Raw genomic sequence first — 24,521 nt, forward strand, 5'->3', positions numbered from 1 at the left:
CAATAATTTATAACTCTGCAATTATACATTGTTAGACCTATTTTAGCAATCTTTTCCTATCATTCAACACTTCTGGGGGGTTTGTTGAATTATTTTGATGATCTACCTGATCCAAGAGTTGACCGCACTAAACATCACTTACTTAAAGATATTCTAGTGATTGCTTTGTTAGCGATAATAGCTGGAGGTAACGGATGGGAAGATATGGAAAATTATGGAATAAGTAAACAGACCTGGCTCAAACAATTTTTAGAATTACCCAATGGCATTCCTCATCATGATACGTTTCGTAGAGTTTTTGAAAAACTAGACCCCAAAATTTTAGAACAGAAGTTAACTCAATGGGTTCAAAAATTTATCGGTTCAGTTGTTGACCAAGTTATCCCGATTGACGGAAAAAGTCTCCGAGGGTCTTATGACCGAAATCAAGGCAAAAAAAATTTACATTTAGTGACAGCGTGGGCTTCGGAAAATCGTTTAGTCCTCGGCCAAGTTAATACCATTTTTTTAAAGATGTGATAGAGATAAAGAATGTAAAATCCAAGACCATCCGGTGAGAAAACCAATGACGCGATCGGTGAAAGATGCCAAAATTTCCTTGACTTTTGTGCGGAGTTCGTCCAGATTACTAAACACTGACCAAGCTAAAAAATCTTTCAGATATTCCCACACTCTGTCTGTCGGATTTACTTCCGGACAAGCGGGAGGCTGAAATAGTAAAATAACATTGTCTGGTAATTCAGATGAGTCCAAATTATGAGAGTCGTGCGTTATCAACTTAAATGATGTGTAATTGATGACTGATATTGTATTGAAAAAAGTTGTAAATAGGCTCCAAAACAAACTTTGTCTAAATGGGAAAACTCCCAAAAAAAACTTTTTCCTGTAGGGATTGATACTGCCCCATACAGCCAAAAACACTCAAATTTCCATTGATGCTTCCCCATGGGCTTTACGCCGGAAAGCGTCAGCTTGCGCCGACTTTATTGTATGCAGCCCTATCCGCGTTTCATCACTACACCAATAAGTGACTTTTTTATATTTATTTACTTGAGGTAAAGCTTTGTCTAGTAAAGCTTTTATCTGTCGATGCAAGTTATTCTTGAATTCATTAATTGCCGTAGATTTCTGAGAAATACTGCGAGGTCTGGGAATTTTTAATTTACTTTTTAATACTCCTCTAACTAAAGAATATACAGCCGAGTAACTACTGGCTATTCCTTTAATCAACCATAGCCAAAGATGAACTTCTTTATAACTCTTAAATCCTTCGGGATCTCTCAACTCTTGTTGCAAGGTCGCTGCTATTTCAACTGAGAACTTTTTTGGGCGACCGAAAACCTGCCTATTTTTTAACAAATTTTCCAGACCGCCCTTTCTATATTGGGAGAGCCAGCGATGAATCGTTGCCTCACTTTTACCTAAAACTGCTGATACTTCCCGCACAGTTTCTACTTGTTTTGACTGAAATAAATAAAGCATTTGGACTTTATTATAAGCTAGGATTCTTTTTTGTTTTTTGAGTATTTTTCGCAAATTTTCTCCAGATTCGGTAATCTTTATATGAGGACGACCAGACATTGTAATTCTCTCCTTTACTTTTTACACAAGTCTATCACATCTTTAAAAAAATGGTATGAGATGCTCTTACCCTGGTGCTTCTATCTTGTGTTTGTCCCCATACTCTCCTGATTTTAATCCAATTAAATTATGGTGGTCGCAACTCAAATCTTTATTGATCCAGTTTTCACCAACCACCACTAAAATGGTTGACACCATAATTGCTGTGGCTCTTGACTTAATTAATCCGAAACATCTTAAAAACTGGTTTACTAATTGCTGCTACTGTACCTCATAACATCCGGAAGTGCTGTAGGTTATAATTAGTGTTAATAACGACATAGTATTGGTTATCTGACCATATAAAGAGCGAGAAATAATGAGAGGACATGACGCATGAACGTCTTTGAGTTTGAGATTACCATCCAGAGCAAATCAGGCGATAGTAGCTGGCCCATTGTTGTCAGGTGTAAGCAACCGGACGGACTAACCATCCATTCAAAAGAGACTCTCCAGCTAAGTCAGGATGACTTGAACAAACTCACTCAACAGCAAGAAAACGAGAGGGAATACGGCACTCTACTAGGCAAAGCTTTGTTTCGAGGGGCTGTATACGACACCTTTGTTCGTGCCCTATCCAAGAGTAGTCAGGACTCCCTGTTACGAATTTTGCTGTCAATTGAAGCGGCTGACAATGACCCTATCAAAACCTTGCATTGGGAAAGGTTGTGCGCTCCGATTGATGCCGATGGAGAGTGGCATCTTTTAGCCCGCAACCAGCGCGTTCCCTTTTCCTTGTACATTCCTACTATTATCGATCGGCGCTTTCCCCCCATTGGACGGCGTGACTTGCGGGCACTGGTGCTGGTAGCGAGTCCCTCTAATATAGGCAAGTTTCAATTAGCACCTTTTGACGTTGAAGCTGTTTTATCTGGAGTCAAGGAAGCGCTTGGTGAAATTCCTTACGAAATTTTGGCAAATGATGTCGCAGGTGCGATCGGGCCGCCAACCTTACAAGAACTATCTAAGCAACTGACTAACGCCAAGAAACCATACACATTGCTGCACTTTGTCGCCCACGGCAAGCTGCTGGATAATGGAGAAACAGTTCTGTACTGGGCAAAAGCCGATAACCAAGTTCAGCCAGTTACGGGAGAAGATTTTCTGGCAGAGCTCAAGAACATCGGTAATCATCAGAGGAGCTTACCTCACTTTACCTTCCTGTGCACTTGCGAAAGTGCCGACCCCAGAGCAGAAGCAGGATTAGGTGGATTAGGACAAAGATTGGTCAGAAATTTGGGGATGCCTGCTGTAGTAGCGATGACTCGCAAGGTGAGCGTAGAGACAGGCTTAGCTCTAGGACAGAACTTTTACCGACGACTCAGAGAGTCAGGAGAGGTAGATACGGCGCTACAAGAGGCAACAGCCGGATTGGGAAAACGCCACGATATTGCTGTCCCGGCTCTGTTTAGTCGCTTGGGTGGGCGTCCCTTATTTAGCGATCGTCTTGACGATCGAGATTTAACCGACGAGGAAATCGAGTATGGTATTGAAAAGCTGAGCAAACTCCTCGTAGAACGCGCCCCTAATGCTTCGGTACTCAAGCAGAGGTTTAAAACGCAGGTAGAGATCCTCAAAGATACCCAAGGAGCCGAGTCACGCACAGCGCGTGAACAGCGCCAGCAGGCAATAGTAGAGATCGATAACCTGTGCGATCAAGTCCTGGAAATTAGCTTTGATGCTCTGGCAGCTTTAGGCAAAGAACCACCAGAATACAAGGCGGAGTGTCCTTTTCCCGGTCTATCTTCCTTTGCTGAGGAACAATACCACAAGTTCTTCTTTGGGCGCGATGAGCTGATTAGAGATTTACAAAAGGAACTGGCGAAGGATAATTTCTTAGCTGTTATCGGCACTTCGGGTAGTGGCAAATCATCCGTGGTGCTAGCTGGACTGATTCCTAAGCTTAAAGAGCAGGAGCCAAGCCTACAGTCGGTTCGCATCACACCGAGCAACGAGCCACTGAAACAATTAGAAATACTGTTAAAGGTATCGGAACAGCATTCAATATTGGTGGTAGACCAATTTGAGGAACTGTTCACCCTCTGCGAGGATAAAGCCAATCGGCAAGAATTTATCGACAAGTTGTTTCACCTTGCCGAACGCCGAAAAGTTGTCATAACAATGCGGGCGGACTTTTTAGGAGAGTGTACCTTCTACCCCCCACTGAGAAAGCGGATTGAAACCCGACAAAAATTGGTTGGGCCGATGGAACCTGCGGAACTGATTACAGCGATGAAGATGCAGGCAGACAGGGGAGGGTTGCGCTTTGAAGCTGGCTTGAGTCACTCGATTCTCAATGATGTGCAAGGAGAGCCAGGGGCGATGCCGCTGCTGCAATATGCGTTGCAGGAACTGTGGAAGCGACGGCGGGGACGCTGGCTGTGCGATGAGGAGTACCAAGCGATTGGTAAAGTCCACCAGGCGATCGCTAAAACTGCTGATGATTTTTACAATAGCCTACCAGCTAAGAAACAAGAGCAAATCCAGAATATTTTCTTGCGCTTAACTCGCCTGGATAAGAATGCCATACAGGGAGAGAAGCGACGGGACACCCGCCAGCGAGTGGAGTTAGAGGATCTCGTGTCCAGTGCGAGCAATCTGGCAGAGACTAAGAAGTTGGTACAGCAGCTAGCTGGTGAAGGGGTACGGCTAGTCGTTACCAGTCGGAACGAAACTACCGCGAAGGAAGAAGTAGAAGTCGCCCATGAAGCTTTAATCCGCTATTGGCCAACGTTGCAGGAGTGGTTGAGCCAGAACCGCAACGACTTGCAACTGCGAGAAAACATAAATCAGGCGGCAGAAGATTGGCACCAGCACCGGGAGCAACCAGACCAAAACAGCTATTTAATCCATCAGGGGGGAAGATTAGAAGATGCCCAAGTGTTGTTGAAACAGCCCAAATTTGTGCATCTCAACCAAGAAGAATCTGAATATGTCTTGGCTTGTTTGGAGTTGCGCGATCGCATCCGCAGGCAAGAAAAACAACGCAGACATCGCCTGCTTTTCGCCGCTGTCAGCTCAGCTTTTGTCTTTGCTGGATTTGCTATCTTTGCTGGATATCAGTGGCGGCAAGCAGAAGTTGAGCGAATTCAGGCTTTAAGTGCTTCCTCAGAAGCTAAGTTAGCAACAGATCAATTAAAGGCATTGATAGGAAGTTTACAAGCTGGAAAAGAAGTTAAGCACCTGTGGATATCAAAAGCAACCTTAATCAATGAAGTAATGGGCAGGCTGCACAAAGTAACTTCTGAAGTCAGAGAACTCAATCGCCTAGAAGCGTATGAACGCTCAGTTACGGATGTCAGTTTTAGCCCTGATGGCCAGCTACTGGCGAGTACTGGAGTTGATGGCACAGTTCGTTTGTCAGATTTACATGGCAAAGAACTAATTAAATTTGGAGTGAGTAAAGAGCGTGTTAGAAATATCTACTTTAGCCCGGATGGTCGGCTACTGGCGACTGGTGGTGAGGATGGGACTACAAAATTGTGGGATTTGAAAGGAAACCTAATGAGGGAATTTCCTAAGCAGAAGGAGGGGGTATTTAACATCACTTTCAGCCCTAATGGTCAGACTATCGCCACTGGTTATGAGGATGGTATCGTTCGCTTGTGGAATTTGCAGGGCAAATTATTAAAAGAATTTCCTGCCCATAATACCAGTAAGGATAAAAAAGTTTGGGGCATCAGTTTTAGCCCTGATGGTAAGACGATAGCTACGAGTTCTGGAGACCGCACCGCCAAGTTGTGGGATTTGAACGGAAAACTATTAAGCGAATTTAAAGGACATAAAGATGCGGTATTTAGTGTTAGTTTTAGTCCCGATGGTCAAAAAGTTGCCACTGCCTCTATGGATGGTACTGCCAAGTTGTGGGATTTGAAAGGAAAAGAGTTGAGAGAATTGTTAGAAGAGCAAGAGCAAAACGGGGTGTTTAGCGTCATTTTCAGTCCCGATGGCCAGCACCTCGCCACTGGTTCCAAGGACGGCGTTGTTCGCTACTGGGGTTTGAATGGAAAACTATTGAAGGCATTTAAAGGGCATAACAACTCAGTTAGGAGTGTTGTTTTCAGCCCAGATGGCAAGCTTTTAGCTACGGCTGGATACGACAACACTGTCCGCTTGTGGGATTTGCAAGACCGCCAGCAGTTAACTGATTTCAAAGGGCACAAAGGCACTGTCTGGAGTGTCAGTGTTAGTCCGGATGGCGATATCCTGGCGACTACTGGAGCTGATGGCACTGTCCGCCTGTGGGATTATTTATCAGGCGAGCAGTTAGGGGAATTTAAAGGTCATAAAGGTAAAATTGAGAAGGTTAGTTTTAGCCCGAATGGCAAACTTTTGGCTACATCAGGAGAGGATGGCACCGCTCGCTTGTGGAGTTTATTTGGTAAGCAACGGAGAGAATTCAAGGGTCATAAAGGTGGAGTTTTGGGTCTGAACTTTAGCCCGGATGGTAAATTTTTAGCTACATCCGGAAAGGATGGCACTGCCCGCTTGTGGGATTTGTCTGGTAAGCAATTAAGAGAATTAAAAGGTCATAAAGGTGCCATCCTAAGTGTCAATTTTAGCCCGAATGGCAAACTTTTAGCTACGGCAGGAGCGGATGGCATTGTACGTTTGTGGGATTTATCTGGTCAGAAGCTAAGAGAATTCCCCGCGCATCGAGACTGGATCAACAGCGTCATTTGGAGCAATGACGGTCAAAAACTGGCTACAGCTAGTAGCGATCGCACTATCCGTTTGTGGGATTTGTCAGGTAATCAATTAAAGGAATTAAAAGGTCATATAGGTGCAGTACAGAAACTCCGTTGGAGTAACGATGGTAAGCTGCTAGCGAGTGCGGGATCTGACTCAACTGCTCGTCTGTGGGATGTAGCCGGTCAAGAGGTAGCTGTATTCAAAGGTCATAAAGGTGAGGTCAAGAGCGTCGGTTTTAGTCTCGATGGCAAGCTTCTAGCTACGAGTGGTGAAGATGGGACTGTTAAGTTATGGCGGGTTGAAGGATTAGATGAGCTGATGGTGCGGGGTTGCACTTGGGTACGTGACTATCTTAATAATCCTGATTCCGAACTTATGTCTGAAGAACGTCACGTTTGTGATGGCATTGGCACTGCTAGTAATTTACCAAAAAAGTAGGAAGCGTCAGACCGAAACGAGGACGCAAGTCTTCTGTGGCGATCGCCCTATAACAATAGACATCTCTACAATGACCGAGAAAATGGGATGCAAGCCCCGTCCTTTTAGGACGGCTTTATGCTATAGTTTAATTGGTTGAAATCCCCACCTAAGATTGCAGCGATATATACTCATCTTGAGTTGAAACCGGGACTGATCCAGTAATAGGGAAAGACCCAAGGGCAATGGTTAAAATCCAACCTGGAAGCAAAACAAAGTATTGTTAATGTTTTTTAAACAAAACGATACATATAGTCGGGATAGGGCATTGCCACGACTTAAAATGAACATGGAGGCGCTCGTAAGACTACTTCGGTAGCATTGGTCGATGAAGTGTTAAGAATCCTCTCGCCTTTAGGCAGGGGAGTATGTCAAAATAGCTAATTCCGTAAGGGTTGTGGGTATTTCAAATGGTTGGCTTATTTCCGCTCACCTGTAGCAGCATTTGTAGGGTGCGTGGAGACACACCCTACAAATACTTTATTCACTTCGTCGGGAATGCCTCCCTTTCTGCTTCCATTACTACCCAGCCAATTTCTGGTCGCAGACACAGATATTCTGGTTCTTGACTGACACCAATTAATCCAGCAACAAACTCCATTTCGTAGACATTCCCGAGGTAATTCCACTTGAATGGAGCCTTAGACGGTAGGTTGGGAAAAGCACCCCGTGCTTCTATAGCTGGTGACAGCTCAGAATTTAACCAGGGATTGCGTAGATATGGTGGTTCAGGAGTTTTGCCTTCAAACATTCGTTCCCACTTTGATGTTTGATTATTCAAAATGTAGGGGAATAGTTTAGCAACCCATCCAGTAATATAGGGCGAGCCACTTCCCTCTGGTCCTTGGTACTTGTAAATGGAATCCCAAAACTCGGTATTAACACTGCCTTCAGCGGCGGCTACAAATTCATTTAGAATCGGTCGTAACGGCTCAACCCACCACTCCAAACCAAAGCGAGCAAACTCTTCCACTCTCTGTGCAATAGAACGCCAATCCTCTACCGTTCCCTCCAATTTAATCGTAGGTATACCACACAAGCTGACTAACTCGTACTCAAAGTAGGACTGCATTGCATCTAGCAATACGACTTCCGAAGCAGCACGTTCAATAGGGCCTGTGGTTGAGAAGTTAGCCACAATTAACTCGTGTGCTTTGCCAATATGTTGGTGAATTTGTTCGGAAAATTCCCCGAACACTTCTGCCCAAGGGTTGTCAGCCGAACCCTTCACAAAGTCATCACGGCGAACCTTAATCTTCAACTTTCCCGAATGCTGCACAAAGTGATGACGAAGTTCTTCGGCATTCATGTTAATGTGCTGTGCTAGTCCCTGTGTTAAGGTTAGCCAAATTATGTCAGGGGAAAGGCAAATTGGATGATGAAAGGCAAAAGCTGTATGTAGTGCGCCAATGAGTGGATGATACGAATCAACACTCTCCACCAACTGCCCGCGATATCGAGAACAAGCCTCGATCGGTCTACCTAAAAACTCTGCAACTGCTTCATAGTAAGGAATTTCAGGCAAGGGGGTGGTTGTGGGAGATACCTTTGAAACAGCAAAAGTTCTGGCGATCGCGGTGCTGGTACCTTCAGAATTTGTGACTGGATTGTACATAGATCGTAAATCACTCGTATACTCCATATCTTAGACTCAGCTTTATCTACCCAAGTAGCACTATGCGAACCAAAACGAGGACGGCAGTTTGCTGTTCCACGCTCCCTAGCAACCTGAAAGCTGCGCGGTAACAGTCCCGGCAGCCGGTCACTTAGGTGCGATCGCCCAATTACTCTAATCCCTTCAACACATTCAACAGATTAGTGGCTAATGATTTTGCTGTTTGCAGACTTTCGGCGCTGTCAACAGGAGTTTTTTGGGCGGTATTGACAAATTGCTCTAATGATGATATAAGTTGCGTCTGAACTTGCTTCAGAGCAGCTTCATCAACAACTTGCTCTGGAGTTTCCTGAGCCGAACTCTGTCCCGACTGGGTAGAAGGGAAAAGTACAGGTGTTTCCATCGTAGGGCGAGCGGTGCTGGCATCTTTACTACTACTGACCACTAGCCGGACTGCTGGATCGCCAATAATCGCATAGTTGCGGGCGTCATTGTTAGCCGTCCACATCCCAGCCAAACTCTGATTATTGGGAACCGCACCAAACTTAATCTCTTCTAGCTCAGAGCTGAGGTCCGAGGAGATTTCGGCATAGCGCTCATCAAAATACTCCACTGCCGATCCTACTGGATGCCCTTCCAGCAGACGCTTCACGCTACTCTGAAAAACTGCTATCTGCCGTTTCTCCGCACTTGAACCGCGAATATCTGAACTAGAGAAAGAACAACCCCAAGCTCGATCGACATGACCAATGACAGCGAGGGCGCCTCCCTTGGCATGACTCAGGAGTTTCTGCGGCAAGCGGGCAAGAAAGGGATACGGCGCAATATCCGGTCGTTCGGAAAGAAATTTAGAGTGACCGTCGAATTCATCCTTTTGGGGACAGCCAGCACCATAGCAGGCAAAGTGAAAAGCAATCATTCCTAAAAGCCGCGCTTGTTCGCCAATATCGTCCCCAGAAAAGTAAAAATCTTCCGGGATCGGCTTTCGTCCCCATTCGCGACCGGGCCAGTCTTGGCACAGCAGTGCGCCTTGGTGGGGCAACTGACGCGGATCGCCGTTGGGAAAGCCCATGCCATGACTGGCAGTGAAAAGCAAACTAGGTGTTTCACTGCCTCCTAGCAATTGCCCCAAGCGGGCTTTGGTTGCTTCTTCTTTGAGAATCGTTTTCACATCCCAGTCGGAATGTTTCTCGGCAACCCATTCAGATAACGGCTGAATGAGGTCTTGAGTGCTGAGATTAGTGGCAGCGTCTCCTGGGTTGCACACACCGAAAAAGGCCGCGCTAGGGGATAGGGATAAATTGCCAGTTTCAGCTTCTACTACACTGTGAGCGTACTGCGCGTATTCCTGTAGCGTATCAAAGTAAATCCGACCCACTGCGTACTGAACGCTGAGCTGGGACTGAAAGCGATAGGGAATTGTTACTGGATCTCCAACAATCAGCAGGTAGTAGGGCATTTTGTCCGGATCGGCAGGACCTGAAGATACTCCCTGACGTGCCAAGAAATTCTTTTTTGACTCGTACTGATTTTTTGCCTTGTCGTAACGATAGCCTTGGGGACCTTTGTATTCCTTATAGTAATGCTCGTGCTGTTGAGTGGCTTGCTTTTTGCGATGGTCTAATAGCTCGCTGAGCGCCTCTCGAATTGCCGGATCGGCATCGTAAGCGAAGATTACCCCCCAACCTGTTTGTGCTAGGTTTTTGGGGTCTACTCCCTCTATAGGAGCAAAGTCAGGCTCTTCTTTTTGCCGCTTTTTTAGCTGGATATCTTCTAGATTGTCTGGATCGAATTCTTCGCCTTGGGCAATCTTAGATACTTGCTCGGCGCTCAATGGCGGTAGCAAATAATCACCGCTGGCGCCATTAATCCCATTGAAAAATAGCAAGTCTTCTTCGTTCATATTTTTGGTTCCTGGTTGGTTGGGCGAATAATCACAATTTGAGTTTTGAGTGAATCAGATAGAAACCCCACAAGCTTTTTTAACAGGGGCTTTCTGAGTTTCTATCCGTTCTCAAAGGCAAAAAAATGGGTCTAACTCTGGCGGTTAACTGGCATAAGCTGCCGACCACACAGCATGGGCGACTTCCGGCTTGGCAATGTCGCAATGGGCACCCATTATTGGCCCTCCCTGGTTCACATCACAAATAAATTTGCTGCTTTCCAGGTTGTAGATTTTGCCCGGTTTAAAATCATAAGAGGCATTCCAGGGGAGCATATTTGTGTTTTCCGCTGCCAGGTCGTCTCCCCCTAGACCAAAGCTGCCAATTCCGCCATATTTAGGCAACTGACCGGGGGCAAAGTCCACACTACTAAAGGCAGTCTTTCCAGCTAGGGGGTACATCCGGCCGACTGCATAGTCTAAGTGAGAGTGAGTTGTAACGATCGGACCTGCGACTTTACCTTGAGCGATGATTGTATTAAAGTAACCGGGGCGATCGCGTTCGTATGAAATCTTTGAACAGTAAGACCAGAGCGATAGAGCGCCTTGTACCAACGCTAGAGAATGCACTGGGCGGACTAACGTACCCTTCCCTTGCGGACCGTTGAGCATGGAAGAGACAACAACGCATCCGAAACTGTGACCCATCAGGTGGAATCGCACCGTTTCAGCAGCGTTCTCTTGCAGTGTTTTTAACAAGTTGAAACCAGTGTTTTCACCGATTTTGCGAGCGCGTTCTTTCATTTTCCAATAAGACAGTACCCGCAGGGGGTTCAAAACCTTATCCCAGACTGAGCTGCTGTCGGTGCTGAAACTTACTGGTTCATCTATACTCGCTTCATAGATGGCTTCTGGATCGAAACCTTCCCAATCCGAACCCGGTGCCGCACCTTCACCTTCGCTACCCAAGTCAGCCTCTTGGTTCAACACTTGGTAGGCGTTGAGTACCTCTGGTGGCAAGCTATCAAGTGTGTTGTCTTCGCTCGCCGCCCGGAGAATTGTTTGCAGGGCTTGCCGTGCTGCTTCAGTGTTAGCAATGCGATCGGCATATTCATCTACTAACCCCTCAACTGGATCTTCGTCGTTCACGTCAAAGGACACCGAAGAATTTGTCAACTCTTCATCACCCCAAGGCTTGCTCGGCCAGTGCAGGCCAATCATTAAGGGACGAAATCCCGATCGCACCTGTTTGATTTTTTCAATATCGGCTGTTTGTTTAGCCATTGCGCCAATCCAGTCGTTGTACTGCTGTCGCGCTGCGGGGATGTCGCCCATCCACCCGTGGCTCATAAGGAATACATCTGTGATTGGCTCATTCGCTAGTGCACAGAAGATTTGTTCGCTCAGTTTCTTCCCATCAGCTTCATCGCGTTCGTTGCCATCCTTATCAAAGGCAATCAGATAGTAATTCAAGGAAGTATTAGGTACTTTTTCAATTGGCATGGCATTTACTCATTTAAGAAAAACTGACTGAACGGTTGGGTAAAGGAACCTGGTTTCTGAGGGCGGTGTTTTGTTTCTACTTCTGGGCCTATGTTATCAGGCAGCTATCTACTTTTGGTTGCGCTGCCTGAATCAATAAAGTAGAACTAAATATTGATACTTTGGGGAATTTGAGAAGGTAGCAAGAATTTGTAAGGCATGAGTCGGGAACGGTTTCTCTTGCTAATCTCCATTTCAATATCTCTTAGCTGATTTTGAAACGCGCCCAGATATGACATGACTTTGGCATCTTTAAAGTGTCCTTTGTTGTATTGACCTAGCTGCGTGTAATATACCGAACCAAGTAAATAATCTACCCCAATTTGGGTTTGGGAGCGGTCTAGGGAAGGTAGCATACTCATAAAGTTCCCTTGTTTCTCAGAACTTGTCGGTGCTGGGGAGTAGATGGCAAAAGGAAAAGCCGGCGTATAGCTCATTAATTCTGATTGAGGGAAATTTACTGCCGCGTGCTGAGCACTTGCAGTAAAAATGATACTAGAGACAGCATCAATTAAATAATTGAGTGTTTTAATCGCACCTGAAGCATCTTCTCCAAAATTCTTTAAGCGACCCCCTTGGTCGGAAACTAATTCCTGTGCCCAATTTTGTAAAGCTTTATCTTCGAGTAGTTGTTGGTCGCTAGTGTAGTAAATGCTTAAATAAGCACCAACCCAGGTATGAATAGCATCCCAAATCAGCCGTCCATCATCTCGATAAGGATAATCAGGTAACTGATCGCTGTTGCAGACACCGTGCTTGGTCAAGGTTTTGGGAAACATTACATCATTGAAGCTGTGCAGATAGCTTTTTGCTCCTTCAACGGCAATAACTCGATCGTCCTCAATAGTGCTAGCTAGAAGCTGATCTACTTTTCCTCCATTAGCAATTAAGGTTTTATGAGCCCCGTAATTGATTAATATAGTTCCTTCAAAGTGAGGATCTAGCAAATTTCTTAATTTGTGATTTGCTGGCAATTTCCGCTTAGTAGCTAGAACAAAAGGTTCGATAAATAAATGAGTACGGCCTAAATGACTAACTAATTCGTGGTAGTTGCTATCCGTCATTTGAACAATGGTTTTAGCTACCATCCAGTTGTCGCCATCTAGCGGCGTAAATACTGGTGGATTTTCACTTACAGAAGGTTGCTGGCATTGAATAGCTACTGGTATTAGAGAGCGAGATGAACTACTAACTGGGGGAACCGCAAATAATGCTAAAGGCGCACAAGGGTATTTTTTGACGTTGTTGGGAAAACTCCCCTGTGCCATGTTTTTTAACATGGAATAATCAGCTTGATAAAGTCGGCCTTCTTGCAGAGCGGCTTCAAGGGAGTCGGAAAACTCAAACTTTTCGATTATTTGCTGATATTTTTCGTTGGTAATCTGCAAAGGTTTATTTTGTTCTGATAGCTGCTGGAGCATAAGTGGGTTTGGCCCCGCAACTCGCATATAGGCAAAAATTAAATCTTCTTGAAACCTTTGGCTAATCTGGGGTAAGCGGATATCTACAAATAATCTATTGTAATCGTCCAGGCTGGGAAAATCTTGAAATCCTCCTGTAGAAAAATCTACATTTGAACTTTGCTCACTTTCTAAGTCCAACAATTTTATGTTTTCTTTAATAATTTCCTTGAAGGCTAAATCCAGCGATTCATCTGACGTATCTTCCAAGTCTGAGCCAACACTAAAGTCTAATGTCTCTGAAGTTTCACTAGATTGGTAGGCATTAGCAAATTGCTCATCTATCTCTCTAAGCTGCTCATCAATTTCAGAACTTTCGGCCGATTCACTACCACCTACGCTGAAAGATACTCCCGCAGGAGAAACCTCTTGCGTAATTTGTTTGGCAGCCGAGGCTATTTTCCAAGCAATATTTGTCCAATCTTCTTTACTATCAGCGGTTTTGATTTCATGTTCGGTATCTTTTAATACTTGCACATTTTCATCAATGGATGAACTTTCTTCTGTGCTATTTCCCACACTAAAAGATGGGATGCCGTTGTCAAATTTCCGGGCTTTATTAGCATTTAAAGTTGTTATTTTTTGGACAACCAGCATTACCCATTCTTTACTGGGTAGCTCTTGGATTGGTATGTTGAGATTAATGACAGGCAATGAAGGCGAACTCGTCATAGCGAGGCTGGGAATATAATCATAATTATAATTATATTCCCCTGGACGAAGACGGGAAGCAAGCTTGACGAACTTATAAAGTGTTAATAGAGTATTGATTAGGGTGGTTTTGTCCGAATGAGAATTTTGCGTTTCCGAAGATAAAGGCATATGCCCTCCTGTAGTTGTGAAAGATTTATTTAGCGAGTAAGCTTAAGCTTACCATATCGTTTCAGCCTTAGCATAACTTTCTGTACGGTTGCTCATATCACTCCGTGATATTGGAGTGCGCTTTGGTAAGAGGCTTGAGCATCATCAAAGCGATTTTGTCGAACTAACGCATTACCTAGCTGAAAATTTCTGATTTTCTCATTATCTGGCTTAATTGTCAATGCCAGATGGTAAAATTGGATGTCGTCGGGGTTGGATGCGATACGAGAGCGATAGGAGTTCATCACTCGCTCTATTCCCTGAGTGTGTTGGAGATACAGCACTTCCGGATGTATGAGGTACAGTAGCAGCAATTAGTAAACCAGTTTTTAAGATGTTTCGGATTAATTAAGTCAAGAGCCACAGCAATTATGGTGTCAACCATTTTAGTGGTGGTTGGTGAAAACTGGATCAATAAAGATTTGAGTTGCGACCACCATAATTCAATTGGATTAAAATCAGGAGAGTATGGGGACAAACACATGGGGGGGGTGACAAAGAGGCCTAGGAGATAGACCGAATCAGGGTTGCAGCCCGCATACCTTGTTGATAAAAGCGACGTTTATTTAGAGTTAACGTAACTATTTAGAGACCCATCGCTGCCGAATAGTCAACTACCAATACTATAAAGAAGAGTCCATAAGTTCGATTGGTTCGGGAACAGTTGAATCAATTATTAAACGAATTGGGTTCTGGGTGAAAATATCAGGAGCGCAATGGAAAATTGAGAGCGTTCCCTGTATCCTTTCTCTTCACTGTGCTTATCTCAACGGTCAACTTTCAATTTGATGTATTTGCCAAACTGAGATGCACCAGTTCTGGCGATTCTTTTTCTATTTTTAAATATTCGGCTATTTTTATTTTAAACGCTGTTCTTTTTTCGGGATTTCTCTTCGACTCTAGGCTAGGGCTTGCTGGATAAGTGCAGAAAGGTTACACGGCGCGGTTATACGATCGCGGGATCGAGAGTAAAGTCGCCGTGATAAACAGGTAAAATAGAGCAAAACCCATGCATCACCACCTGCGATCGTGTACAGAAAGCTGAGCTTGCCCCAAGCCCCTCATCCGAGTTTGAACTGCCCTTCGGAGGAAGGTTGTCTGCTGAAAACCGTTGGGTAAAAATGGCTCAACTAATTCCGTGGTCAGAATTTGAGTCAGAATATGCCCAAAACTTTCCCACCCAAAAGGGGGCACCAGCCAAATCATTTCGGATGGCATTGGGGGCATTAATTATTAAAGAAAAATTAGGAATTAGCGATCGGGAAACAGTAGAACAGATCCGGGAAAACCCCTATCTACAATACTTCATCGGTCAATCAAGCTACAGCAACGAACTCGCATTTGACCCATCTTTATTAGTGCACTTTCGCCAAATAATTAGTTCCACCCTAATTAATAAAGTGAACGAACGCAGGGTCGAAAAAATGCGAGAAATTACCCCAATCCAACCCGAAAAAAAAAAGGATTCGGACGCCAAAAATGAGTCAACCAATCGCGGTAAACTAATCGTAGATGCAACCTGCGCTCCCGCCGACATTACCTATCCGACCGACTTAGGACTATTAAACAGAACCCGAGTTCATACAGAAAAAATCCTAGACATCCTGTATAAACAAATCAAAGAAAAAATCCCTAAAAAACCAAGAACCTACCGTAATCTAGCAAAAAAAGACTACTTAGCAGTAGCCAAACAAAAACGACCCAGCCGCAACAAAAGAAGACAGGCAATTAAAAAACAACTTCAATACATCAAAAGAAACTTAGCTCATATTGAACAGCTAATTGATGCGGCTGCGACTCTAGAAGCTTTGAACAAAAAGCAATATAAAACCTTGCTAGTCCTCACATAAGTCTATCGCCAACAGCTCTGGCTATTTGAAAATAAAAAACAAAGATAGAAGATAGAATAGTAAGTTTAAGTCAACCCCATATTCGTCCTATAGTCAGAGGAAAAGCAGGGAAAAATGTAGATTTTGGAGCTAAACTATCAGCGAGCTGTTTTGAAGGATATGTATTCTTAGACCGAATAAGTTGGGATAATTTCAACGAATCAGGAGACTTGAAAGCACAAGTAGAAGCTTATTATAGCTTCACAGGATATTATCCAGAGTCCGTTCATGCCGATCGCATTTACCGTACAAGAGAGAACCGAGCTTGGTGTAAAGAAAAAGGCATTAGAATCAGTGGACCCCCCCTAGGAAGACCTCCAGCAAATGTGAGTAAAGAAAAAAAGAAGCAAGCTAAGGAAGATGAGAAGATTCGTCAGGCAATTGAGGGAAAATTTGGGGCTTGCGTAAACGAAGGTTTAGCCTGAATCTGGTAATGACAAAACTTGAGAATACCTCTGGTACAGCTATTGCTATCACTTTTTTAGTAATGAACCTTTCTACCTGGTGGCGCCGGGTTTTTTGTGTGTTTTTAAGCGGTTCGGGGCAAACAATGCCTGTTTTTGGGCTTAACATAATTTGCGCTTATATTTCACTCAAAATGAGGCCGGAAAAACTCATCTTTAACTCTGGTTGAATAATCGATCACTCCCGATCGCCAAAAAGCGCTCAATTATTCAGCAAGCCCTACATAGAGTAGGAGGTTCGCTCAAACGACTGAGGAGAGCGAAGAACCAACTGTGGCAAGGAGCAACAGTTGAAGCTATAGCTGAGTTTATAGGAGTTAGAGCTAAAGAAAGTAAAAATTTCCAGAATTATCTCCGAAAACATCAGTCAAGAATCCCAGATTACCAGAATTATCAACAGCAGGGTATTGATATTGGTTCGGGAGCTGTAGAGTCTTTAATTAAACAGATTGGAGCAAGAATTAAGATTGTAGGTGCACAGTGGAACGAAAAAAATGTGCCTCAAATTTTAAGACTGAGATGTGCATATTTAAACAACGACATCAAGCTCGGTATTTCTGCTTAGTTAAAAAGCGGGATGCTCCCAACTAATAACAACTGCTGGACGTTTTTTATTGGTAGTTTGATCGGTAAAAGGAAACGGAACTAAAACCACATCACCAAAATTATAACTCATCATACTCCGCGTCCTCTGGGTTATCCCAAATTTTAGCAAAAGCTGCTTCTGAGAGTTTAGTTGCAGTATAAACGAGCCGACGATCTTCACTTCGCGTTGAAAGGAAATCGATAAAATCTTCTAATACCGTAATTTTATCGGGCGGTAAAGTACGGATTTTTTCCATCAGCTTTGTTTCCTGGTTTGGGGCGACACTCATGTTATCTCTCACTTCTTAATGTTAAATCAGCATATATTGTAAAAATACTAGGAAACTCCCTGAAGTTATTTGGCTCACAAACTGTTTAGAGTCACCACTATTTATATGATAACATACATTCGTAGATAGTGCCAAAAAACTAGCAAGTATTAATAACACCATATTCACTCCAAAACTATGAAAAAAATCATCATTGGCATCATGGGCCCTGGCGAGAGTGCCACATCCACCGACTTAGAAAACGCCTATCAACTCGGACAACTCATCGCCGAAGCAGGGTGGATATTGCTAACTGGTGGCAGAAATGTCGGCGTCATGGATGCCGCTAACAAAGGAGCAAAATCAGCTAACGGTTTAACAGTCGGCATCCTTCCGGGGAATGACACTCGCGGCATTTCTGAATCTGTAGATATTGCCATTGTCACCGATATGGGAAACGCCAGAAATAACATTAACATTCTTTCTTCAGATGTAATAATTGCCTGCGGTACGGGCACGGGCACTGCTTCGGAAATCGCCCTCGCTCTCAAAGCTAACAAACAAGTTATATTGTTAAATCACAGCGCCGAAAGTCAACTTTTTTTTAAACGTTTAGCACAATTTAACATTTTTGTGGTAAACAATCCTGTAGAGGCTATGAATCAAGCTCGCGAAATCCTAGCAAATCCAAGATGAAATCCAAGATGAGAGTAAGCAAATTCAACTTTTGTGCGATCGGCATTTTCCTGACTTTGGGGATTTTCGTCACTACCAAAGCAGACGGAAGAATTGCACAGTTCAGTTTCAGCAACAAACCCACTCAAAAATTAGCACAAACCCTCCCTCCTCCTCCCCCTTCCGCACAGCCTGTTACCGAACAAGAAGCGCCACCTATTCGCAGCGAATCAGTGCCGGAACAAATAGCTTTAGCAACCCATTTGCAGACCATCAAAGCTAGAATGTACGGTGCTTACTGGTGTCCTCACTGTCACACGCAACAAGAACTTTTCGGCAAAGAAGCATTTACCGCAATTACTTACATTGAGTGCGATCCCAGAGGCAAAGATGCTCAACCGGATTTGTGCAAAGCTGCCAATATTAAAGCTTATCCCACTTGGGAAATTCGGGGGAAATATTACACGGGGCGGCAATCTTTGGAAAAACTGGCTATTTTATCCGGTTATAAAGGCAGCAGCAATTTTCTGCCACCGGTTCCCTCTCCTTAAAAATATCTAAATTAGTTCACACTTGCACTCGCCCACTAAGAAACCGGGTTTTTGAACCGAGATTGACTGTTTTCAGCAATTATTTTGGTAAAAAACCCGGTTTCTCGCCACCCGTGCGTGCAAGAGTATAAATGTAGGGTACCCACGGCGCACCTAAAATTATGATTTTTATGAATCCAACTTCTGAATAATCTGAATTGACATCACAGCGAGCTGGTTATTTAATGGTAATTAGGCGGACAGATATATGTCAATTTCAGACTAGCAGTTATTCAGGAGACTGAAGCGATGCAGTTACAATTTAGCAATAAACAAATAATCTGGATCAGTTTGCTATGCTTTTCGGCAATTGCATTTCCCGTAACGAGCCAAGCTATAACAGTACAAGAAGTACCGAATCCCCGTCAAGTAAATAACACTTGGGTAACGGACAAGGCAAACATTCTCAGCAACAGCACCGAAATTCAGCTCAATCAAATGATTTCGGATTTAGAGGCGAAAAATGGCTCAGAAATCGCTGTTGTGACAGTGACTGGTACTAAACCATCGGCGACACCAAAAGCATTTGCTACAGAACTATTTAACTTTTGGGGTATTGGCAAGAAAGGTAAAAATAACGGAGTTTTATTGTTGATTTCTTCGGGGGAACGCCGCGTTCAAATTGAAACAGGTTCTGGCATTCAAAGCATTTTGCCGGATGCTAAAGCAGTGGGCATTATTGAAACCGAAATTACGCCCCGATTTAAACAGCAGGACTTTGACGGGGGCACATTAGCCGGGACAAAGGCGTTAGTAAATGTTTTACAAACTCCTATGGTAAATGCTCAATCTCAAATCACGCTGCCTTTGGCTCCGATCGTACCATCTCAAGCGCTGAAACCGTCACCAATACCTAGTCAATCGCCAGTTATTAGCAATAGTACATCCACAGGTGAAGATTCATCGAATCCAATCTATGACTTACTTGGGTTCTTATTCATAGCATTTATACCTTGCTTCATTATCTTCAGGATATTTGGCAGCTTATTTTCTGGGAAATCTCCTTTCCCCTCCCGCAGCCGTTATCAGGGTAATAACCGCAGTAACTACAGCAGTAGCAGTAGTGACTACAGCAGTAGCAGTAGCAGTAGCGACTCCGGGGGTAGCTTTGGCGGTGGCGAGTCTAGTGGTGGGGGTGGCGGTGGGGATTGGTAATTCGGGAAGCGAGGTAGAAACCGAGTTTTTTTAGCAGGAATTAGTCCCCCTCTGCGGGTAAGAAAGTTTGTATAGTTGCGCTTTCAACCGCCGAATAATCGAGGAGTAGTTAACTAAAATACTCTTCAACAATTTTCAAAATCCGCGAGGAGGCCAAACCGTCCCCAAAGGGATTAATTGCCATTGCCATTGCGTTGTATGCTTCCGCATTGCTCAGCAATTCTGCCGCTGCTGCTGTAATTATATCAGAATTAGTACCAACCAGTTTAGCAGTACCCGCAGAAATTGCCTCTGGTCTTTCTGTGGTTTCTCGTAATACTAAAACTGGCTTGCCCAAACTAGGTGCTTCTTCTTGCAAGCCACCCGAATCTGTGAGGATTAAATGACATCTCTGAATTGCTCCTACTAATTCTGCGTAATCTAAAGGTTCAGTTAAAAAGACTCTCGGATGGTCGCCCAAAAGAGCTTTTAAAGGTTCTCTGACTGTGGGATTTCGGTGTAGAGGTAAGAGCAAGGCTGTATCGGGAAACTTATCTAAAATTTGGAGAAATGCCCGCGCAATTCCTGCTAATGGTTCTCCCCAATTTTCGCGGCGGTGAACTGTTGCTAAGATAGTGCGATATTTGCTCCAATCTAAGTTAGGAATGTTGCATTCTGGTTGGCGTTTGGCGACAGAAAGCAAAGCATCGATTACTGTGTTGCCTGTACGGTGAATTTCTCCCAAAACGCCCGATCGCCCTAAATTCTCTTGGGCCAGCTCTGTCGGGGCAAAATGCAGCCGTGTGAGCTGAGATATCAACCGTCGGTTAGCCTCTTCGGGGTAAGGATTGAACACGTCGTCTGTCCGCAATCCGGCTTCTACGTGACCTACGGGTATTTTCTGGTAAAATGCAGCCAAAGTAGCGGCAAACGCAGTCGTTGTATCGCCCTGAACTAAGACGATTTGGGGCTGCAATTCTTTAAACAAGGCTTCCAAACCCTGCAAACTCCGGGATGTAATATCCGTCAAGGTTTGCTGGTGCTGCATAATTGCTAAATCCCGATCGGCTTTTAGATCGAACATTCGCATTACTTGCTCGACCATTTCTCGGTGCTGACCGGTTAAAATTACTTGGGTGTCAAAGGTTGGAGAACTTTTGAAGAGTTGAATTACTGGGGCTAGTTTAATCGCTTCTGGGCGAGTTCCTAAGACGATGCAAACGCGGTGTGTGGCTTCGGACATGGTAAAATTGGGTAGTTGAGATTTGCGAGGCTCTTAAAGGATGAAGATTTTAGAGCTGGTTTGAATCGTTGGTTAACAAGATTTATTTTTTTATGAACCGCAGAGGGCGCAGAGGGCGCAGAGGAGAGAAGAGAGAGAGAAAGTGGTTTGACGTTGGGTGGGGGCGGGTTTTTGAGATTGTGAGTTTTAGCCAATTATTGTCGGTGAAACCCGCCCCTACAAATTTATTGACATTAGTACATTCTTATTTTTTAATTTGTCATGCCCTATCGGTACATTTTATTTTACAAACCCTATGATGTTTTAACTCAATTCACTGACAATTCAGGGGAAGTTAAACGCAGAACCCTGAAAGATTATATTCCTATTCCTAACATTTATGCAGTAGGAAGGCTCGATCGCGATAGTGAAGGTTTGTTGCTGCTAACCGATGATGGACAAATGCAGCACCGCCTCAGTGACCCGAAATTCGCTCACCCCCGCACTTACTGGGTGCAGGTGGAACGAATTCCTGATGCAAGTGCGATCGCTGCTTTGCAGACAGGTGTCACAATTCAAGATTATCGGACTCGATCGGCAAAAGTGCAATTATTGTTAGAAGAACCCGCTTTGCCGCCCCGCGAACCGCCGATTAGATTTCGCAAAAACGTGCCGACAGCTTGGCTGGAAATGACTCTGACAGAAGGCCGCAACCGTCAAGTGCGCCGGATGACCGCAGCAGTAGGGTTTCCGACGCTGCGGCTGGTCAGATGTGCGATCGGGCATTTGCGTCTCGAAGGCCTCAAACCCGGTGAATGGCGCGAACTAACTCAAGCCGATTTTAGATTTTAGATTTTGGATTTTGGATTGGAGAACTACAGTCAACCGTCTTGACATTTAGGACATTCTTGATAGCTGAAACTATTACTGCGGCTGCATTTCCCTTCTTCCTTCTTCCTGATATCCGTTACATCCGTTACATCCGTTACACAATCCGTTGCCGAACTTCCTTCTGCCTTCTGCTTACTTTCGAGGGGGCAAAATAAAACTCTCGTTTCCATCCCGATCTTTTTGCACCTGAGCTCCCAACTTGACAAGAGCTTGTCTCGCCCTTTGACGCACCAACTTATCAGTTGTTTGAGCATAAACCGTGCTCCAAGCAGTAAACCGCACCGGCACGCTATCGGGATCTCGGCGCAAAAACTCAGCAGTTGCTCGAAACCTCGGCGCCAATGAAGCTCCTTCTGGGGTTCCTTCCACCCAATCAGCGGCCATTTCGTGGGAGCGAATTGACTCGGGAATATCCCCCAACAGCAGCAACTCATCAATACCTTTCGTTCGCCACACTATCCACGATTGGGAATGAAGTTGGGGCGAAAGGGCAAGGGCCCTAGTACCACGCTCTATAAAGTTAACAGCAGTTTCAGGGTTTCCTTGATAAAAAGAAATAGCTGTGGAGAGAAACAGGTAGATGTCAGCCCACCGCGGGTCGCGCTGCGTAACTATGTCAAAATAATCTTGGCTCAGATTGTAGCCCGTCACATCTCGCGCTTCGTCGTCGCCAAAATACTGCAAAAATTTGAGAAATGTCCAATTTGCAATTAAATTATCAAACCCAAAACTAGGGATAGTTTTGAGCATTCTCAGCCGCAGGGCTTCTTGCTGCGCTTCTTGCTGTGCGGCTTGCTTGAAACTGGCAGCAGACATTCCAGAGGGCGGGTTTTGCCCCTGAACGCCAACTGGGGACATTCCGCCTAACTGCCCGCTAGACTGCATGGCGACGACCCCCGCCAGCGCTGCTAGACCAATAACTCCATTAAGGAGCAGGCTCAACCACTTATGCGAAAATTGTTCGATTTTAGCTTCCACGGCACTTTATAAATCCAAGTTTTAAATTAAGTTTATTGAAAGAGAGTAATAATTGGTTGGCGATCGACTATGAATCTCGTTAGACTGTCCAAAGGGATGGTGGAGCCTCCACACAATAGTTTAAGTAGTAGTGTGAGATTTTTTAGCAATATAAAATCTCAAATCAAAAATCTAAAATCGAATTGAGCCAAATTCAATGAATCAAGCCCGCAAACGCTTTTCTAAGTTACAGGCAGCCCTGTTCAGTGGGGCGATGGCAACAACCGCTTCGATATCTTTACTCGTTCCCGGCCTGAGTCAATCAGTCCGCGCCGAGCTTCAAGATAGCCCCAAAGCTGTCTTGGACGAAGCTTGGCAAATTGTGAACCGAGACTATGTTGATGGCAGCTTTAACAAGACTGACTGGCAAGTAACCCGCCAAGAACTGCTGAGCAAAAATTATACCTCTCGCGAAGCGGCCTACACCGCCCTCCGCAAAGCCCTAGAGAAATTAAACGACCCCTACACCCGCTTCATGGACCCGAAGCAGTACGAAGCGCTGACAAATCAAACCTCTGGGGAACTGACAGGGGTGGGGATGAGGCTGGAAGAAGACGAGAAAACGAAAGCGATTAGGGTAGTCGAGCCGATGGAAAATTCCCCGGCCCTGAAGGCAGGGATTCTAGCGGGTGATACGATTTTGGTGATTGACGGCAAAACTACCAAAGGCATGACTGTCTCGGATGCGGCTCAGATAATTCGGGGCGATGAAGGCACGAAAGTCACGCTGCGGATTGCTCGTGAGGGCAAAAGCGAATTTGACATCACTCTGACTAGGGCGAGAATTGAGGTAGCCGCGGTTCGCTACAGCCTCAAGAATGAAGGGGGTCAGAATGTGGGTTACATCCGTTTGCAAGAGTTTAGCTCCCACGCGGGCGAACAAATGCAGGCGGCGATTAAAAAGCTCACGGCTCAGAAAGCTGACGCTTTTGTTTTGGATTTGCGGGGGAATCCCGGCGGGTTGCTGCGAGTGAGTATTGATATCGCTCGGATGTGGATGGATACAGGGGCGATCGTCCGCACAGTCGATCGCACGGGCGATTCTCAGGAAATGAAGGCAAATCGCACTGCGCTCACTGACAAGCCTTTGGTGGTGCTCGTGGACGACAACTCGGCGAGCGCCAGCGAGATTTTGGCTGGTGCTCTGAAGGATAATAAGCGCGCAACTGTGATCGGCGGCCAAACTTTTGGCAAAGCTTTGGTGCAGTCGGTGCATTCTTTGGCTGATGGTTCGGGATTAGCGGTGACGATCGCTCACTACTATACTCCCAACGGTACGGATATCAGCCAGAAGGGGGTTACTCCCGATGTTAAAGTCGAAGTCACCGACGAACAAAAGCTGAAATTAGCTAACAAACCGATGTTGGTTGCGACTAAGGACGATCCTTGCTACGCGCAGGCGATCGCACTTTTGCGAACTACCGCTTCGTCTCCCCGTCCCGTTGCTGGTAATGAGGCTCTTGTTCCTCAGAAGTAGTTGAAATTAGCACTTATTAACAATTAGCTTTAAGATGAAACCCGCGCCGGCGGGTTTTGTTTTTATGATTATTGTTATGAGTTATTAAGGAATGAGAATTAAATAACTTCCACTCTTGAAAGTGGGATGGGCGTCCCGCCCGTCCAAAAAGGACGGGCG

General features: G+C 44.9%; 16 protein-coding genes and 4 pseudogenes. 10 read left to right on the plus strand and 10 right to left on the minus strand.

Features of this window, described 5'->3' with window-relative positions; translation table 11 throughout:
- Positions 1–27: 27 nt before the first annotated feature.
- A pseudogene (locus QUB20_RS22980) lies at positions 28–495 on the plus strand (ISAs1 family transposase); the annotation flags it as partial.
- A gap of 12 nt (positions 496–507) precedes the next feature.
- Here QUB20_RS22980 and QUB20_RS22985 read toward each other — a convergent pair.
- Together QUB20_RS22985 and QUB20_RS22990 are read right to left on the minus strand one after the other, a co-directional pair.
- Positions 508–1,581 (minus strand): annotated as a pseudogene (locus QUB20_RS22985) (IS630 family transposase).
- Between the two features lie 66 nt (positions 1,582–1,647).
- Positions 1,648–1,779 carry a hypothetical protein gene (locus tag QUB20_RS22990; protein ID WP_333291672.1) on the minus strand — a complete coding sequence of 44 codons (132 nt, stop codon included), beginning with the start codon at positions 1,777–1,779 and terminating at the stop codon, positions 1,648–1,650.
- 177 nt (positions 1,780–1,956) lie between these two features.
- On the opposite strand from QUB20_RS22990, the gene QUB20_RS22995 reads away from it, so the two are divergent.
- Positions 1,957–6,750, plus strand: a complete 4,794-nt coding sequence (locus QUB20_RS22995; protein ID WP_333249913.1) for an nSTAND1 domain-containing NTPase — start codon at positions 1,957–1,959, stop codon at positions 6,748–6,750.
- A gap of 523 nt (positions 6,751–7,273) precedes the next feature.
- Here QUB20_RS22995 and QUB20_RS23000 read toward each other — a convergent pair.
- The 5 genes from QUB20_RS23000 to QUB20_RS23020 all read right to left on the minus strand — a co-directional run bounded on the left by QUB20_RS23000 (position 7,274) and on the right by QUB20_RS23020 (position 14,397).
- The gene (locus QUB20_RS23000) at positions 7,274–8,404 is read right to left on the minus strand and encodes a DUF4419 domain-containing protein (RefSeq protein ID WP_333249911.1); all 1,131 of its coding nucleotides are present in this window, start codon (positions 8,402–8,404) and stop codon (positions 7,274–7,276) included.
- Positions 8,405–8,573: 169 nt separating this feature from the next.
- Positions 8,574–10,307, minus strand: coding sequence for a hypothetical protein (locus QUB20_RS23005; protein WP_333249909.1), 1,734 nt, complete (start codon positions 10,305–10,307; stop codon positions 8,574–8,576).
- A 144-nt stretch (positions 10,308–10,451) separates the two neighbouring features.
- A complete protein-coding gene (locus QUB20_RS23010; protein ID WP_333249907.1) occupies positions 10,452–11,789 on the minus strand; it encodes a hypothetical protein in 1,338 nt (445 codons plus the stop codon).
- Between the two features lie 146 nt (positions 11,790–11,935).
- The gene (locus QUB20_RS23015; protein ID WP_333249905.1) at positions 11,936–14,110 is read right to left on the minus strand and encodes a lipoxygenase family protein; all 2,175 of its coding nucleotides are present in this window, start codon (positions 14,108–14,110) and stop codon (positions 11,936–11,938) included.
- Positions 14,111–14,202: 92 nt separating this feature from the next.
- Positions 14,203–14,397, minus strand: coding sequence for a hypothetical protein (locus tag QUB20_RS23020; protein WP_333291674.1), 195 nt, complete (start codon positions 14,395–14,397; stop codon positions 14,203–14,205).
- 331 nt (positions 14,398–14,728) lie between these two features.
- Between QUB20_RS23020 and QUB20_RS23025 the strand changes: the two are divergent.
- From QUB20_RS23025 to QUB20_RS23035, 3 genes and pseudogenes are all read left to right on the plus strand, one after another.
- Positions 14,729–14,938: pseudogene (locus tag QUB20_RS23025) on the plus strand (ISKra4 family transposase); the annotation flags it as partial.
- Between the two features lie 224 nt (positions 14,939–15,162).
- A pseudogene (locus QUB20_RS23030) lies at positions 15,163–16,672 on the plus strand (IS5 family transposase).
- The gene (locus tag QUB20_RS23035) at positions 16,669–17,067 is read left to right on the plus strand and encodes a hypothetical protein (RefSeq protein WP_333246286.1); all 399 of its coding nucleotides are present in this window, start codon (positions 16,669–16,671) and stop codon (positions 17,065–17,067) included. The pseudogene QUB20_RS23030 and the gene QUB20_RS23035 overlap by 4 nt, the downstream one beginning before the upstream one ends.
- A 100-nt stretch (positions 17,068–17,167) precedes the next feature.
- Here the strand turns inward: QUB20_RS23035 and QUB20_RS23040 are convergent, their stop codons facing one another.
- Positions 17,168–17,344: a toxin-antitoxin system, antitoxin component, Xre family protein gene (locus QUB20_RS23040; RefSeq protein WP_333291675.1), complete on the minus strand. Its 177-nt coding sequence runs from the start codon at positions 17,342–17,344 to the stop codon at positions 17,168–17,170.
- A gap of 210 nt (positions 17,345–17,554) precedes the next feature.
- Here QUB20_RS23040 and QUB20_RS23045 point away from each other — a divergent pair, with 210 nt between their 5' ends.
- The 3 genes from QUB20_RS23045 (at position 17,555) to QUB20_RS23055 (ending at position 19,776) form a co-directional block, all read left to right on the plus strand.
- The gene (locus QUB20_RS23045; RefSeq protein ID WP_333249901.1) at positions 17,555–18,052 is read left to right on the plus strand and encodes a TIGR00725 family protein; all 498 of its coding nucleotides are present in this window, start codon (positions 17,555–17,557) and stop codon (positions 18,050–18,052) included.
- 8 nt (positions 18,053–18,060) lie between these two features.
- Positions 18,061–18,582: a hypothetical protein gene (locus QUB20_RS23050; protein WP_333249899.1), complete on the plus strand. Its 522-nt coding sequence runs from the start codon at positions 18,061–18,063 to the stop codon at positions 18,580–18,582.
- A gap of 288 nt (positions 18,583–18,870) precedes the next feature.
- Positions 18,871–19,776 (plus strand): TPM domain-containing protein, encoded by a 906-nt coding sequence (locus tag QUB20_RS23055; RefSeq protein ID WP_333246279.1) that lies wholly within the window; start codon positions 18,871–18,873, stop codon positions 19,774–19,776.
- 109 nt (positions 19,777–19,885) lie between these two features.
- On the opposite strand, the gene wecB is transcribed toward QUB20_RS23055, so the two are convergent.
- Complete coding sequence (wecB, locus tag QUB20_RS23060) at positions 19,886–20,998, minus strand: non-hydrolyzing UDP-N-acetylglucosamine 2-epimerase (protein WP_333249896.1); 1,113 nt, start codon at positions 20,996–20,998, stop codon at positions 19,886–19,888.
- Between the two features lie 261 nt (positions 20,999–21,259).
- Here wecB and QUB20_RS23065 point away from each other — a divergent pair, with 261 nt between their 5' ends.
- Positions 21,260–21,829, plus strand: a complete 570-nt coding sequence (locus QUB20_RS23065) for a pseudouridine synthase (RefSeq protein WP_333246275.1) — start codon at positions 21,260–21,262, stop codon at positions 21,827–21,829.
- A 171-nt stretch (positions 21,830–22,000) separates the two neighbouring features.
- Here the strand turns inward: QUB20_RS23065 and QUB20_RS23070 are convergent, their stop codons facing one another.
- The gene (locus QUB20_RS23070) at positions 22,001–22,846 is read right to left on the minus strand and encodes a hypothetical protein (RefSeq protein WP_333249893.1); all 846 of its coding nucleotides are present in this window, start codon (positions 22,844–22,846) and stop codon (positions 22,001–22,003) included.
- A gap of 196 nt (positions 22,847–23,042) precedes the next feature.
- Between QUB20_RS23070 and ctpB the strand changes: the two genes are divergently transcribed.
- Complete coding sequence (gene ctpB, locus QUB20_RS23075) at positions 23,043–24,362, plus strand: carboxyl-terminal processing protease CtpB (protein ID WP_333249892.1); 1,320 nt, start codon at positions 23,043–23,045, stop codon at positions 24,360–24,362.
- Positions 24,363–24,521: the final 159 nt, after the last annotated feature.

The sequence above is a fragment of the Microcoleus sp. B4-C2 genome (genome assembly GCF_036705265.1).
Classification (GTDB): Bacteria; Cyanobacteriota; Cyanobacteriia; order Cyanobacteriales; family Microcoleaceae; genus Microcoleus.

Excerpts from the sequence above, each read along its gene's own strand:
- QUB20_RS22990 (WP_333291672.1), bottom strand. The coding sequence starts at position 1,779 with ATGGTGTCAACCATTTTAGTGGTGGTTGGTGAAAACTGGATCAATAAA.
- QUB20_RS22995 (WP_333249913.1), top strand. The coding sequence starts at position 1,957 with ATGAACGTCTTTGAGTTTGAGATTACCATCCAGAGCAAATCAGGCGAT.
- QUB20_RS23000 (WP_333249911.1), bottom strand. The coding sequence starts at position 8,404 with ATGTACAATCCAGTCACAAATTCTGAAGGTACCAGCACCGCGATCGCC.
- QUB20_RS23005 (WP_333249909.1), bottom strand. The coding sequence starts at position 10,307 with ATGAACGAAGAAGACTTGCTATTTTTCAATGGGATTAATGGCGCCAGC.
- QUB20_RS23010 (WP_333249907.1), bottom strand. The coding sequence starts at position 11,789 with ATGCCAATTGAAAAAGTACCTAATACTTCCTTGAATTACTATCTGATT.
- QUB20_RS23015 (WP_333249905.1), bottom strand. The coding sequence starts at position 14,110 with ATGCCTTTATCTTCGGAAACGCAAAATTCTCATTCGGACAAAACCACC.
- QUB20_RS23040 (WP_333291675.1), bottom strand. The coding sequence starts at position 17,344 with ATGGAAAAAATCCGTACTTTACCGCCCGATAAAATTACGGTATTAGAA.
- QUB20_RS23045 (WP_333249901.1), top strand. The coding sequence starts at position 17,555 with ATGAAAAAAATCATCATTGGCATCATGGGCCCTGGCGAGAGTGCCACA.
- QUB20_RS23050 (WP_333249899.1), top strand. The coding sequence starts at position 18,061 with ATGAGAGTAAGCAAATTCAACTTTTGTGCGATCGGCATTTTCCTGACT.
- QUB20_RS23055 (WP_333246279.1), top strand. The coding sequence starts at position 18,871 with ATGCAGTTACAATTTAGCAATAAACAAATAATCTGGATCAGTTTGCTA.
- wecB (WP_333249896.1), bottom strand. The coding sequence starts at position 20,998 with ATGTCCGAAGCCACACACCGCGTTTGCATCGTCTTAGGAACTCGCCCA.
- QUB20_RS23065 (WP_333246275.1), top strand. The coding sequence starts at position 21,260 with ATGCCCTATCGGTACATTTTATTTTACAAACCCTATGATGTTTTAACT.
- ctpB (WP_333249892.1), top strand. The coding sequence starts at position 23,043 with ATGAATCAAGCCCGCAAACGCTTTTCTAAGTTACAGGCAGCCCTGTTC.